The organism is Pseudomonas sp. N40(2020) (genome assembly GCF_014472415.1).
GTDB lineage: Bacteria > Pseudomonadota > Gammaproteobacteria > Pseudomonadales > Pseudomonadaceae > Aquipseudomonas.
The window spans coordinates 34,477-46,948 of sequence record NZ_JACSZV010000015.1 but is presented as its reverse complement, the minus strand read 5'-3'; the positions used below and the strand labels follow the sequence as shown (position 1 = coordinate 46,948).

Here is a 12,472-nt window from a genome sequence, read left to right as displayed (position 1 = left end):
CCGGAGCTACAGCGAGGCCGGCGCCAACATCTGCTCGATCCACTGTGCCTGTCGCGCGACCTCTTGCACTTTCGCCTCGGGCAACGCCTGCCGGGCCCGGGAGAAGTGGCTCAGGGTCTTCTGCTTCTGGCGCAGCTTGCGTTGCCACTTGGTCAGAAACGCCGGACTGCGTGCCTGCATCTGTAACGGGCCGAAGTACAGCTCCTGGTCGGTATACGTCACTGACGCTGCACGCTCGGCAACGATGATTTCGTAGTCGAAACGGTTCTCGCGCAGCACTTCTTCGCTGAGGATGCGGTAGCGGTTATTCATCAGCCATTGGCGCAGTGGCTGCTCGCCGCCGTTGGGTTGCAGGATCAGGCGTTCCTGCCCGCTCAAGCAAGATTTGCCGCTGTCGAGGATGTCCCGAATGGTCTCGCCGCCCATGCCGCAAATAGTGATGGCGGTGACCCCGTCTTCCGGTTTGATAGCTGCCAGACCATTGGCCAGGCGCACGGTGATTCGGTGGTGCAGGTCGTTCTCGCGCACGGTACGTTCGGCTGCATGAAACGGCGTCAACGCCACCTCACCAGCCACCGCTGCTTCTACGAGACCACGGCGCATCAACGCCACCGGCAGATAGCCGTGATCCGAGCCGATATCGGCCAGCCGTGCGCCGGCAGGCACATGCGCCGCCACACGCTCCAGGCGCGTGGACAATGTCTGTTCGTTCAACGGCAACCCCTGTTCAGCACAAACCTGCGGCGCGTAAGTCCGCAAAAGGGGTGCGACTCTGGCGAGCAACACGGCGCATGTCAAATTCCGGCGACAAGGGTCACGGCACGTAGCGCTTAGACGGTCAGCGTCGCGTTATCGATCACGAAGCGATACTTCACGTCGCCCTTGAGCATCCGCTCGTAGGATTCGTTGATCTGATCAGCGCGGATCAGTTCGATGTCGGAGACGATGCCGTGCTCTGCGCAGAAATCCAGCATCTCCTGCGTCTCTGAAATACCGCCAATCATCGACCCGGCAATGGTGCGGCGCTTCATGATCAGGTTGAACACGTTGGGCGACGGATGCGGCGAGGCAGGCGCACCGACCAGCGTCAATGCACCGTCACGTTTGAGCAGAACCAGAAACGCATCGAGATCGTGTGGCGCTGCAACCGTGTTGAGGATGAAGTCGAAGCTCTTCGCGTGTGCGGCCATCTCCTCGGCATTGCGCGACACGACCACCTCGTCGGCACCCAATTGTTTCGCCGCTTCGCGTTTCGATTCGGACGTGGTGAATGCCACCACATGCGCGCCCATGGCGTGGGCCAGTTTGATGCCCATGTGACCGAGGCCGCCGATGCCGACCACTCCGACCTTTTTGCCTGGCCCGGCATTCCAGTGACGCAGCGGCGAGTAAGTGGTGATCCCCGCACACAGCAGCGGCGCGACGGCCGCGAGTTGCGCCTCTGGATGGCGGATGCGCAGCACGTAGCGTTCATGCACGACGATGTTTTGCGAGTAGCCGCCCAGCGTCCAGCCCGGTGCGTCCGGGGTCGGGAAATTGTAGGTGCCGATCATCCCGTCGCAATAGTTTTCCAGACCGGTCTCGCAGTCGTCGCAATGTTTGCAGCTGTCGACGATGCAACCGACGCCGACCAGATCGCCGACTTTGAAATCCGTGACATGTGCACCGACGGCCGAGACGCGACCGACGATTTCATGCCCCGGCACGCAAGGGAACTGCGTGCCCGCCCATTCGGCGCGTACCTGATGCAAGTCCGAATGGCAGATGCCACAGAAGGCGATGTCGATCTGCACATCGTGAGCGGCCGGCGCGCGGCGGTTGATCTGCATCGGCTCAAAGGGTTTGTCGCCAGCGTGGGCACCGTAGGCTTGTACGAGCATAAGAACGTCCTCAATGGGGTTGTCGGATGCCCATCTTTGCGGTTCTGCGCGGCAGTGGAGTAGTGCATTCCTGTGCAATGCTTGCCTGATCCTGCGGATGCTTGTGACGTTGCACCGACAGACGACCGCGAGGTTTGCAGGTAATCTGCCGCTTCGCTGACTAAAACAAACAAAAGCAGGAGTCATTGATGCAACCGATCCGTCTCGGCCTGGTGGGCTACGGCAAAATTGCGCAGGATCAACACGTCCCGGCGATCCTCGCCAATCCCGGATTCCAGTTGGTGTCTGTCGCCACGCAAGGCAAGCCCTGCGCCGGTGTAGAGAATTTTCAGTCGTTGAGCGAGTTGCTCGAAAACGGCCCGCCGGTTGATGCGATTGCGTTCTGCACGCCACCGCAAGGTCGCTTCGCTCTGGTGCAACAGGCACTGGCAGCTGGTAAGCATGTGTTGGTGGAAAAACCGCCTTGCGCCACGTTGGGTGAAGCGATGGCGTTGGTGACGCTGGCTGAACAGCAAGGCGTCAGCGCGTTGTTTGCCTGGCATTCACGCTATGCGCCGGGCATTGCCGCCGCCCGCGACTGGCTCGCCACTCGCACCCTGCAAAGCGTGCAGATCGACTGGAAGGAAGACGTGCGCAAGTGGCATCCCGGCCAGACCTGGATCTGGCAACCGGGCGGCCTGGGCGTTTTCGATCCGGGCATCAATGCCTTGTCGATCGCGACCCACTTGCTGGCGCTGCCGTTGTTCGTCGAATCGGCCGAACTGCGCGTGCCGAGTAACTGCCAGTCGCCGATTGCCGCGTCGATCAAAATGTCTGACGCGCGCCACCTCGATGTGCGCGCCGAGTTCGATTTCGACCATGGTCATGACGAACTCTGGAGCATCGAGATTCGCTGCGCCGAGGGTGTGCTGCGCCTGGATAACGGGGGCGCGGTGTTGAGTATCGACGGCGTGCGCCAAGCCGTGTCGGAGGAGGGCGAGTACGCGGCGGTGTATCGACATTTCCAGCAGTTGATTCACGACAAGGCCAGTGATCTGGATCTGCAGCCGTTGCGGTTGGTGGCGGATAGTTTCTTTGTGGGGAGTCGGGTGGCGGTTGAGGCGTTTTACGACGCCTGATCCCGACGTACCCCATCGAAAGCCTGCGCTGAGAGCAGGCTTTTTTATCAGAAGCGAGAAAGCGCGTAAGGCTCGATACTCGGCAAACCGATCGATGGATTCAGCGCTGTCGCAGAGGCCATCCCCACAACCATCTCCGCCGTCACCGCCGCCTGCGTCAGCCCCAGATGCTGATGCCCAAAAGCAAGCAGCACTTTGCCCCCGCACACCTGATCAATCACTGGCAGCGAATCCGGCAACGACGGTCGAAAGCCCATCCACGGGGTCGCCGCCTCAGCACTCAGATCCTTGCGAAACAAACCCTTGCTCAACCGATGCAATTGCCACGCGCGCTCCATGCTCGGTGGCCGCTCCAGCCCGGCGAACTCGACGGTGCCCGCCAATCTCAAGCCATCGGACATTGGCGTCATGATGAACTTGCGTTCCAGCGAGGTGACAGGGAAGGGCAGGCGGTTGTGTTCGGCGGGCAGCATCAGGTGATAACCGCGTTCTGTGTCCAGCGGCACTTTCTTGCCCGTGAGCGCGGCGGTGAGTTTTGCCGAGTGCGCACCGCAGGCGATCAATACGCGGCTCGCGGTCAGATCGCCGGTTTTGGTGATCAGGGAAACACCGCTGGCCTGCACATACCCGCCCTGAACCTGTTCCTTCACAAAGCTCACGCCGCCGGCCTTTGCTGCCTCGACCAGCTCGCACACCACGCGATACGGATCGATGAAATGCCCGGTGCTCGGAAAGAACAGGCCGCCCTGAATCTGTTCGCTAAGTTGCGGCGCGGTTTCCCGTACAGCGCCGGCCTGCCAGAAATCGACAGGCACTTGCTGCTGACGCAAGCGAGCCTGCAGCGTTTCGATGGTCTGACGCGATTCGGCGCGTTCGAATACCAGCAATGAACCGTCGACTTTCAGCAGTTCGGGGCGCTGGATATCCGCGAGTAAACGATGCCAGGCATCGAGGCTGCTTTCATTCAGCGCGCGCAATCCCGCGACGGTTTGGCTGAAAGGTTCCAAGCGCAGATTCAGCAGCAGCCGCGTGAACCAGGGCAGCGCACGAGGCAGGTATTTCCAGTCCAGCCGCAGCGGGCCCATCGGGTCCATCAGCATGGCCGGCAAGCGCTTGAGAATCGACACATCGGCAATCGGAAATACCTGCTCGGTCGCCAAGTGCCCGGCATTGCCGAACGAGGCGCCGTGGCCGGGTTCCTGTTGATCGATGACGATTACTCGCAAGCCTTGGCGAGCCAGACGCAGGGCGCAAGCGACGCCGATGATGCCGGCGCCGACCACGGCGATGTCGTGCACGGGATTATTCGACATTTTTCAGTTTTCCCTTTGCCCATCGAACAGGCGACCGGCCTTGCGCGCCAGCATTGGCAGCGACGCGCGGGCTAGCTCAAAGTCTTTCCAGATCAGGCGAAGTTCTGCTCTGCCGACCAGTTCTCGTACCAGTGACGGAACAGCGCGTATTGGGTCTGCGCATAACGACGCTGGGAGTCACTCAACGCATCGGTCTCGTTGAAGTGCAGGGTGTATTTCTTGTCACCGTTGAGCACCATCAGGTGTTTGTAATACAGCACCAGATCGCAACCCTCGTCGAAGGACGACAACACCGCCAGCGCCGATTCCAGCTCCTGCGCCTGACGTCGGGCTTTGGCGTCTCCCTTGGCCGCTTGCTTGCTCAGCGCCACCAGTTGCAGCACTTCGCGAGGCAGGGCGTTGCCGATACCGGTAATGGCTCCGGTGGCGTTGCAGTTGACGAAGCCGTGCACGACTTGGGTGTCGACGCCGACCATCAGTGTCACGCCATCATCTTTGGAGGTGATGTTTTCCGCCGCGTAGCGCAAGTCGGCACCGCCACCGAACTCCTTGAAGCCGATCAGGTTCGGGTGCTCGCGACGCAGGTCGAAGAACAGATCGGCGCGGGTGGCGAAGCCGTAGTAAGGGCTGTTGTAGATAACCGCCGGCAGCCCGGGAGCTGCTTTGAGAATTGCAGCGAAGTGAGCCTTCTGCGCGGCGGCCGAAGCACCCCGGGACAGCACTCGTGGAATTACCATCAAACCCTGCGCGCCGACTTTCGCGGCGTGGGCGGCATGGGACACCGCTTCGCGGCTATTCACAGCCCCGGTGCCGACGATGGTTGGAATGCCCGCCGCGACTAGCCGCGCCACGCCTTCCTGACGCTCGGCCTCGGTGAGCAGCGGCCAGTCGCCCATGGAGCCGCAATACACCACCGCGCTCATGCCGATATCGATCAGCTCGCGACCCTTGGCCACCAATGCGTCGAAGTCCGGTTTGCGCTGGGCGGTGCACGGGGTCATCAGGGCCGGCATGCAACCAGTGAAGACGTTGTCGCTCATTGTTTTAACTCCTTGGCACATCATTCGGATTGGGTTGAAAAGTCAGCGCAGCAGCTCAGATACCCCACGCGAACGGGTCTTCTTCGTCGATCAGCAACGTGCTGTCGGCGGTCATGTAGGCGCGGCCAGTGATGTACGGGCGAATGCGTTCGCCTGCCCATTCGAAGCGGCCCTCGAACTGGCTGCCCGTGATGCTCGCCTGCACCCAGCGCTCGCCGGGTCGCAGCTTGTCGTCGGCGGCCAGGCAGGCGAGTTTGGCGCTGGTGCCGGTACCGCAGGGTGAGCGGTCATAGGCTTTGCCGGGGCACATGACGAAGTTGCGGCTGTCGGCATTGGCGTCGTCAGCGAACAGCTCGATGTGGTCGATCACGGCACCGTCCTCGCCATAGATGCCTTGATCTTCGAGAGCCTTGAGCATCGCCCAGGTGTACGCGGTGAGGTGTTCAACGTTGTCCATGCTCAGCGTTTGCCCATGCTCGGAGACGAGGAAAAACCAGTTGCCGCCATAAGCGATATCGCCGGACACACGGCCGTAACCCGGCACTTCCACCGGCACCTGTTTGCGATAACGCCAGGACGGCACGTTACCCAGGGTCACGCTGCTGTCTTCATGCAATGTCGCGGTGACCGCGCCGACGGGTGTGTCGATCTTGTGCTCGCCCGGCGCGATCAGTCCCAGGTAGTGCAACGAATTGATCAGGCCGATGGTGCCGTGGCCGCACATGCCGAGATACCCGGCATTGTTAAAGAAAATCACCCCACACGTGGCGTCCGCCGATACCGGCTCGCAGTACAGCGCACCGACCAACACATCGTTGCCGCGCGGTTCCAGCAGGCAGGCGCGGCGCCATGGATCATGCTGAGTGCGCAGGGCGTCGCGTTTTTCGGCCATGGTGCCGCCGGGCAGTTCGGGGAAGCCGTTCATCACCAGGCGCGTGGGTTCACCGCCGGTGTGGGAATCGATGACGTGTACTCGTTTCATGGACGTGCCCCGTTGAGTGATTTCAGTAGGCGCCGGCAGGGCGTGTGTTCACGGTGCTGGCAGTTGTGTCACTGGGACGGGCAAACTTTGAACTCATCGACAGGGCGGTGATTGATGTTTTTCAGCGGGATCGATGACGAAATCGGCACAGTTGCGCCGATGAAACGCGGCCCTCGACACGACTTGAGCGATGCTGCAATCTGCTCGCGACTGCCGCAGCACGGGCACTTGGCATATCCACGAACAGGGAGGGATCTTCAATGAAGAGCGCCTTTTCGATGCTGTCTCAGAGCCGCCCGCAAACCCTGGACGAGCTATTGGCCGGCGCCGCGCTGCTGTTGCCGATGCTCGATGTGATCCCCAACGCAGCGATATTCATCAAGGATGTTCAAGCCCGTTACGTCCTCGCTAACCGCACACTGGTGCAGCGCTGTGGTTTGAAGGACTTGCGTCCGTTGCTCGGCAAAACCAGCGTGCAGGTGTTCCCGGCGCAATTGGGGCCGGGCTACACCGAACAGGATCGCAAAGTGCTGGAAGAGGGCTTTGTGCTGGAGGATCAGCTGGAACTGCATCTGTACGGCAGTCGCGAACCGGGTTGGTGCCTGACTCATAAACAACCGCTGTACAACCGCGAGGGGCAGATCATCGGGCTGGCCGGCATCTCCGTCGATCTGCAATCAGCCAGCGAAACCCACCCGGCGTTTGAGCGGCTGGCCGCTGTCGACGAACACATCCGCACGCACTTCAACCGCCGCGTCACATTGGGCGAACTGACGCGCATTGCCGGTATTTCCGTGGCGCAACTGGAACGCTACTGCAAACGGGTGTTCCACCTGACGCCACGGCAGATGATCCAGAAGGTGCGGCTGGAACATGCGCATCGTCTGCTGCATACCGATTTACCGATCACCGACGTTGCGCTGCAATGCGGTTACACCGATCACAGTGCGTTTACCCGGCAGTTCAAGGCTTCGACCGGGTTTACGCCCCGGGAGTATCGTCAGGCGACGGAGCAGTGAGAGGCCGCTGCGCATACCGACTAGACTCAATACGTCACGACCCGATTGCGGCAGGAGAAACGCGATGAGGGGAATACTCAGACGCCGATGCTCGCTGTGGCCCTTGTCCATCTTGATCGCCCTCAGCCTGGCGCTGAGCGGCGGCTGCTCAAACCGAAAACACTATCCGCCATCAGGCGTCGGCGACAGCTGCTATGCCAAGGCGCTGCCGACGGTTGGGGAGGGCGGTCTCGCCTGGGGTTCCAGCCTGAACATGGCTCGGCAAAAATCCATGACCAATTGCATGCGCTACGCCGGGCGATCGGGGGGCACGCCGAATACCTGTCAGGTGGTATTGGCCAAGTGCAAATGACGGGAGGCCCGCTCAAAGCCCTGTTGCGTCGGCTCTCATGCATGCTGCGCAGTACCCGACAGAGCAGCAGATAGCGGCTCATCTCGTCGGTAATGATCGGTGGATAGCGCCCATTACCGCCTGCAGCAAGACTGCAATCAGCCGTCTAAACTTCTTGCGCATCCATTCACGTTCAACCCAGCGCAGGTCGCTGTAGCCTCCTGCTTGGAAGGAGCAAGCCATGCGTTATCGAATCTTCGGCAATACCGGCCTGCGGGTATCTTCGCTCGCGCTGGGCACTGGCAACTTCGGTAAAGGCTGGGGCTATGGCTCCGATCAGGACGAAGCGCGAAAAATCTACAACGGTTACCGTGAAGCGGGCGGCAACTTCATTGATACGGCCGATCAATATCAATTCGGACAATCGGAATCAATGCTCGGCGATTTCATGGCTACCGAGCGCGATGAAGTCGTGCTGGCGACCAAATTCTCGCTCGGTGATTCACCTGGTGCCGGCGTCCTGCGTTCCGGCAATAGCCGCAAAGCCATGCTCAGCTCGGTGGAAGCTAGCCTCAAGCGCCTCAAGACAGATCGAATTGATCTGTTATGGGTGCATATGCCCGATGGCGTGACGCCTGTCGAAGAAATCGTACGGGGGCTGGACGATCTGATCCGCTCTGGCAAAGTTCTCTATGGTGGATTGTCAGACTTCCCGGCCTGGCGGGTGGCGACGGCCGCCACCCTGGCCGAGCTTCGTGGCTGGTCGGCTATTTCGGCGGTGCAGTTGGAACACAGTCTGGTGGAGCGGTCGGCCGAACGCGAACTTCTGCCGATGGCGGCCGCTTTCAATTTGGGAACCGTTGGATGGTCACCGCTAGGCGGTGGTTTGCTGACCGGTAAGTACCGCAAAGGGGAAACCGGTCGTGCCCAGGGTTTGGGGGCGGTCATCCACGACGAGAGCAGCGAGCGCAAGACCGCAACTGTGGATTCAGTGTTGGCGATCGCCAAAGAGACCGGCCATTCACCGGGTCAGATCGCAATCGCCTGGGTTCTGGCCAAGGGAACACTCCCCATCATTGGTCCGCGCACGCCGGAGCAGATGGCCGATAACCTTGCGTCAGCGGACGTTAAATTGACGGTGGAACAACTGGAACATCTGGATAGTGCCAGCGCAATATCCCTCGGATTTCCACACGACATCGTCACTGCTTCGGCGCCCTCGCTTGCCGGAGGCAAGGCAGACCTCATCGATGCGCCGAGCCGGGTCGTTCGTTGACGCCGCAGATGTATCGAGACATAAAAGCCGCTTCAGGCACTCGCCGGCAGCTTCGCCAACTCAATACCCGCCGCCCCCAGCCGCTTGAGAATCTCGAACAACAAATCACTCTTGGTCACCCCGACAATCCTCGGGCTGCCTACATAACCGGTAATCGTCAACGTAATCCCGTCCTGCGACAACTTGCTGAAACGCACAAACGACGCCGGTTTATCGAGGATGCTTTCGTTCTCTCGATAAGTGTTTAGCAACAGCTCCTTCACCTCCTCAGGATCGATATCCAGCGGGAATACCAATTCAAGCGATGCCACGCCCTGGGCGCTCCCCCCTAGCGTAACGTTGCGCAAGTTCTGCGAGATCAATTGCGAGTTGGGCACGATCACAATCGAGCGGTCGCTGAGCTGTATCTCCGTAGCGCGGACGTTGATCCGGCGGATATCACCCTCGACGCCACTGATACTGATCAAATCGCCGACCTTCACCGGACGCTCGGTCAGCAGAATCAGACCCGAAACGAAGTTCTTCACGATCTCCTGTAAACCAAAACCGATCCCCACCGACAGCGCACTGACGATCCACGCCAGGTTGGTCCACTGCACCCCCAGCGACGACAGCGTCAACAGGATCACCAGCGCATAACCGATATTGGAAAACAGCGTGCTCAACGACGCGCACATGCCCGGGTCCATATCAGTCTTGGGCAGGAACTCGTTGTCCAGCCAGCGGCGCAGGGCGCGAATCAGGTAGATGCCGATCAACAACGCCAGTACCGCATTGAGCAGATGCCCGGGGACGATGTTCAGTTTGCGCAACCCGGCGCCGCCGAGAATGGCCATGATGTTGCTTAGTAGTTGCCCGAGCGTGGTGCCGATGCCGCCGACAAACAGCGCAATCACCGCCAGCAGCAACAGCCCGGCGCGGCTGAACCCGGACAATAGAATCGAGATCTGATCCAGCCGCCGATCACCAATCCCCAGCAACTGCTTAAGCGCCTTTCCGCTCGAATGTTTGGGCGAAAACACATATTCGCAGCCGTCCTTGATGAATTGGATCAGCAAGTAAAACCCCGACAGTACGATGTACGCCCACACCACTTCATAAGTAATGAACCGGGCCAGCGACACATAACCGATGAGCAACGCAGCCATCGAGACAAACATCGAAACACTGGCGACGGTGTAAATCACCCCGGCGAACACGTTGCCTGCCGCCGATGTGTCGTTGGCAGCAATCATTGCCTTGCGCACTTTGCTGACCCGCAACAGCATTGCCACGATGATCACCATTACAGCAATCGCGATCACGCCCCGCCCGGCGAGCACGATCTGGCTGCTCATGCCGGTGGCGTTGCTGACCTGCACCAGTGTCACCAGCACCAGCAACGTGCCGGAAAGAATGCGCGGGTAAGGCTTCAGTGCCAGCGCTACCGGATCGGCAATCGCCGGCAGCCGCCACGACGGATGTTTGGTCGAGAGCAGCGCGCGGCTCAGCCCGGTGATCAACACGCAGGCGTACACGACCTTTTCGAACTCCTCGGAAAACGTATCCAGCACCGGCGGCAAAGGTGCGTGGCGGGTGAGGGCGTAGAACAGTAGTTGCAGGGCAATGCCCGTGGTGACAATGGTCGCCAACGCCGAAGCGAACGCCAATGCACTGCGGCGCACACGCCCCTCCGGCATGCGATGGATGCACACCCACGTCAGCCCACGCTCGGCCAGCCTGCGTCCGAACGTCCAGATCACCAACGCCAACAACACCAGCACACTGGTATAAAAACGCTGCCCCGGCGCCCAGACCCTGGCCCACGTATCGCCCACCCGATCTACAAAAAAACTAAAACGTTGCCGATCATCGGGCCGGGGTTTGATCAGTGGCGCCCAGAAATCCGGACTCAACACACTGTTGGTGCGCAGCGTCAGCTCACTCTCCAGCAACGTGCGCCGGATCCCGGCAATCTGCGTGATCAGATCCGCCGCGCTCTGCTTCAACGCCGCCAGATTCTTCAGCGTCGCATCAACCTTGTTCTTTTGTTCTGCCAGCGACGCCCGCTGCGCAATGATATCCGCCTGCTCAGACGCCACCCCGGTATCCGGCGCCGCCCCCAACACACCCAATTGCACCGCCAGTTGCGCCTGCTGCGGCAACAACGACGCCGACAACCGATCAACATCCAGAATGAACGCCTGCACCCGATCCTGCGGCCCTTCGAGCTGGTTGTAATTGTTGGCAGACGAGATTTGTTGCTTGAGCCCGTCGAGGCGTTGTTGAAGGGCTTGCAAGTCGTTTTGGGAAATGACCGTAGCTGGCGCGGCAGCCATCGTGGAAGGCGCCGGTAGATCAGCCGCCCATAGCGACGAACCGCCCGGAGCAAGCAACGTGAGCGCGACAAAAAACAATGACTTCAATGTGTTGCGCATGGAGGGGTAGACCCGAATTGATCACACAGTTTATGAGGTTAGGTGATCGGTACGAGGATTGAGGAAAAGTTTCAGGGGAGGAGGTGGATTATCTGGGGTTGCAGGGCGTCTGGGGTGACGTCGAGCAACGCCAGAGTGACCGGGAGTTTGAAACGACGACGACCGGCGCTGCCGGGATTGAGGTACAGACGATCACCGCGCCATTCGATGCAGGGTTTGTGCGAGTGGCCGGTAATGACCCGTTTGACGTGGCTGTCGAGATCGGTGGGGACGTCGGCGATATCGTGGGTGAGCAGGGTTTGCCAGCCGTTGAGGTCGAAGGTGAGGTAGTCGGGGAGGTCGGCGGCCCAGGGCAGGTTCAGGTCGTTGTTGCCGCGTACGGCGTGGAGCGGCGCAATTTCGGAAAGTTGATCCAGAATTTCGGGGTTGCCGATGTCACCAGCGTGGATGATGAGGTCGCAGCCTTGGAGGGCGGCGAGGGCTTCGGGGCGGAGGAGGCCATGGGTATCGGAGATAATGGCGGTTTTCATTGGGGGAGATTAGCAGGGTTGGGATGGGGGCTGCTGGCTTGAGTGATGCCTTGATCGTTTTTGAATCACTTGCAGATCTAGAAACTGCGTCTCAGAAGCTTTATTCCGCGTCGGTAATGCTGGCTTAACTCAGGATGTGTTTTATCGCCTTTGGCAGGCCTATTGGGTCGACCGCTTCCAATTGTAAGAGCCATTTGCAGCGACTACACTCCAGCCCATGAAACGCTATCTGCGGTTTTGCATCATCTTCATGATTAGCTTGGCGCTTCCCCTCAGCGGGATGGCGGGTGTCCAAGCACCGACAGAACCGTGCCCAATGAAGACGATGGGTATGGCGATGATGGACGACATGGGCATGGACTGCTGCAACGATATGAAAAGCCCTTCCGAGCACGGCAAACCTTGTAAGCCGGGCCAGGAATGCAAAACAGGTGGCATGCTGCAAGTCTCGATCTTCAAGCCTCAAGTAACCGTATTCAGCCCCGTCGTGCTTACCTTCTTCAGCAATTCCCTACCCGTACAGACCCCGTCCGGGGTATGGCGACCGCCTCGCGTTTGATTCCTGT

The 12,472-nt window shown here is 60.1% G+C and carries 12 protein-coding genes; 5 read left to right on the top strand and 7 right to left on the bottom strand.

Translation table 11 applies throughout. The features are described from left to right. Positions 1-6: 6 nt before the first annotated feature. Positions 7-714 carry a tRNA (adenine(22)-N(1))-methyltransferase gene (locus tag IAI51_RS12175; RefSeq protein ID WP_187678714.1) on the bottom strand — a complete coding sequence of 236 codons (708 nt, stop codon included), beginning with the start codon at positions 712-714 and terminating at the stop codon, positions 7-9. 116 nt (positions 715-830) lie between these two features. Next, positions 831-1,880: an NAD(P)-dependent alcohol dehydrogenase gene (locus tag IAI51_RS12170; RefSeq protein ID WP_187678713.1), complete on the bottom strand. Its 1,050-nt coding sequence runs from the start codon at positions 1,878-1,880 to the stop codon at positions 831-833. A gap of 188 nt (positions 1,881-2,068) precedes the next feature. On the opposite strand from IAI51_RS12170, the gene IAI51_RS12165 reads away from it, so the two are divergent. Beyond that, a complete protein-coding gene (locus IAI51_RS12165; RefSeq protein ID WP_187678712.1) occupies positions 2,069-2,998 on the top strand; it encodes a Gfo/Idh/MocA family protein in 930 nt (309 codons plus the stop codon). A gap of 47 nt (positions 2,999-3,045) precedes the next feature. Here the strand turns inward: IAI51_RS12165 and IAI51_RS12160 are convergent, their stop codons facing one another. The 3 genes from IAI51_RS12160 to IAI51_RS12150 all read right to left on the bottom strand — a co-directional run bounded on the left by IAI51_RS12160 (position 3,046) and on the right by IAI51_RS12150 (position 6,333). Then, positions 3,046-4,311, bottom strand: coding sequence for an NAD(P)/FAD-dependent oxidoreductase (locus tag IAI51_RS12160; protein ID WP_187678711.1), 1,266 nt, complete (start codon positions 4,309-4,311; stop codon positions 3,046-3,048). Between the two features lie 92 nt (positions 4,312-4,403). Beyond that, entirely contained in the window at positions 4,404-5,351 is a 948-nt protein-coding gene (locus IAI51_RS12155; protein ID WP_187678710.1) for a dihydrodipicolinate synthase family protein, read from the bottom strand. A gap of 55 nt (positions 5,352-5,406) precedes the next feature. Beyond that, the gene (locus IAI51_RS12150; protein ID WP_187678709.1) at positions 5,407-6,333 is read right to left on the bottom strand and encodes a 4-hydroxyproline epimerase; all 927 of its coding nucleotides are present in this window, start codon (positions 6,331-6,333) and stop codon (positions 5,407-5,409) included. Between the two features lie 260 nt (positions 6,334-6,593). Here IAI51_RS12150 and IAI51_RS12145 point away from each other — a divergent pair, with 260 nt between their 5' ends. The 3 genes from IAI51_RS12145 to IAI51_RS12140 all read left to right on the top strand — a co-directional run bounded on the left by IAI51_RS12145 (position 6,594) and on the right by IAI51_RS12140 (position 8,959). Next, positions 6,594-7,352, top strand: coding sequence for an AraC family transcriptional regulator (locus tag IAI51_RS12145; RefSeq protein ID WP_187678708.1), 759 nt, complete (start codon positions 6,594-6,596; stop codon positions 7,350-7,352). A 64-nt stretch (positions 7,353-7,416) separates the two neighbouring features. Then, positions 7,417-7,704: a hypothetical protein gene (locus tag IAI51_RS27945; protein ID WP_262410331.1), complete on the top strand. Its 288-nt coding sequence runs from the start codon at positions 7,417-7,419 to the stop codon at positions 7,702-7,704. 220 nt (positions 7,705-7,924) lie between these two features. Continuing rightward, entirely contained in the window at positions 7,925-8,959 is a 1,035-nt protein-coding gene (locus IAI51_RS12140; RefSeq protein WP_187678707.1) for an aldo/keto reductase, read from the top strand. Between the two features lie 32 nt (positions 8,960-8,991). Here the strand turns inward: IAI51_RS12140 and IAI51_RS12135 are convergent, their stop codons facing one another. Both IAI51_RS12135 and IAI51_RS12130 read right to left on the bottom strand, forming a co-directional pair. Next, complete coding sequence (locus tag IAI51_RS12135; protein WP_187678706.1) at positions 8,992-11,376, bottom strand: DUF3772 domain-containing protein; 2,385 nt, start codon at positions 11,374-11,376, stop codon at positions 8,992-8,994. Between the two features lie 71 nt (positions 11,377-11,447). After that, the gene (locus IAI51_RS12130) at positions 11,448-11,906 is read right to left on the bottom strand and encodes a metallophosphoesterase family protein (protein WP_187678705.1); all 459 of its coding nucleotides are present in this window, start codon (positions 11,904-11,906) and stop codon (positions 11,448-11,450) included. Positions 11,907-12,123: 217 nt separating this feature from the next. On the opposite strand from IAI51_RS12130, the gene IAI51_RS12125 reads away from it, so the two are divergent. Further along, positions 12,124-12,465 carry a hypothetical protein gene (locus IAI51_RS12125; protein ID WP_134178161.1) on the top strand — a complete coding sequence of 114 codons (342 nt, stop codon included), beginning with the start codon at positions 12,124-12,126 and terminating at the stop codon, positions 12,463-12,465. Positions 12,466-12,472 lie beyond the last annotated feature (7 nt).

Bases quoted from the DNA above. Each gene is read 5' to 3' on its own strand.
- IAI51_RS12155 (WP_187678710.1), bottom strand. From the start codon at position 5,351: ATGAGCGACAACGTCTTCACTGGTTGCATGCCGGCCCTGATGACCCCG.
- IAI51_RS12160 (WP_187678711.1), bottom strand. From the start codon at position 4,311: ATGTCGAATAATCCCGTGCACGACATCGCCGTGGTCGGCGCCGGCATC.
- IAI51_RS12125 (WP_134178161.1), top strand. From the start codon at position 12,124: ATGAAACGCTATCTGCGGTTTTGCATCATCTTCATGATTAGCTTGGCG.
- IAI51_RS12135 (WP_187678706.1), bottom strand. From the start codon at position 11,376: ATGCGCAACACATTGAAGTCATTGTTTTTTGTCGCGCTCACGTTGCTT.
- IAI51_RS27945 (WP_262410331.1), top strand. From the start codon at position 7,417: ATGAGGGGAATACTCAGACGCCGATGCTCGCTGTGGCCCTTGTCCATC.
- IAI51_RS12165 (WP_187678712.1), top strand. From the start codon at position 2,069: ATGCAACCGATCCGTCTCGGCCTGGTGGGCTACGGCAAAATTGCGCAG.
- IAI51_RS12150 (WP_187678709.1), bottom strand. From the start codon at position 6,333: ATGAAACGAGTACACGTCATCGATTCCCACACCGGCGGTGAACCCACG.
- IAI51_RS12145 (WP_187678708.1), top strand. From the start codon at position 6,594: ATGAAGAGCGCCTTTTCGATGCTGTCTCAGAGCCGCCCGCAAACCCTG.
- IAI51_RS12140 (WP_187678707.1), top strand. From the start codon at position 7,925: ATGCGTTATCGAATCTTCGGCAATACCGGCCTGCGGGTATCTTCGCTC.
- IAI51_RS12130 (WP_187678705.1), bottom strand. From the start codon at position 11,906: ATGAAAACCGCCATTATCTCCGATACCCATGGCCTCCTCCGCCCCGAA.
- IAI51_RS12170 (WP_187678713.1), bottom strand. From the start codon at position 1,880: ATGCTCGTACAAGCCTACGGTGCCCACGCTGGCGACAAACCCTTTGAG.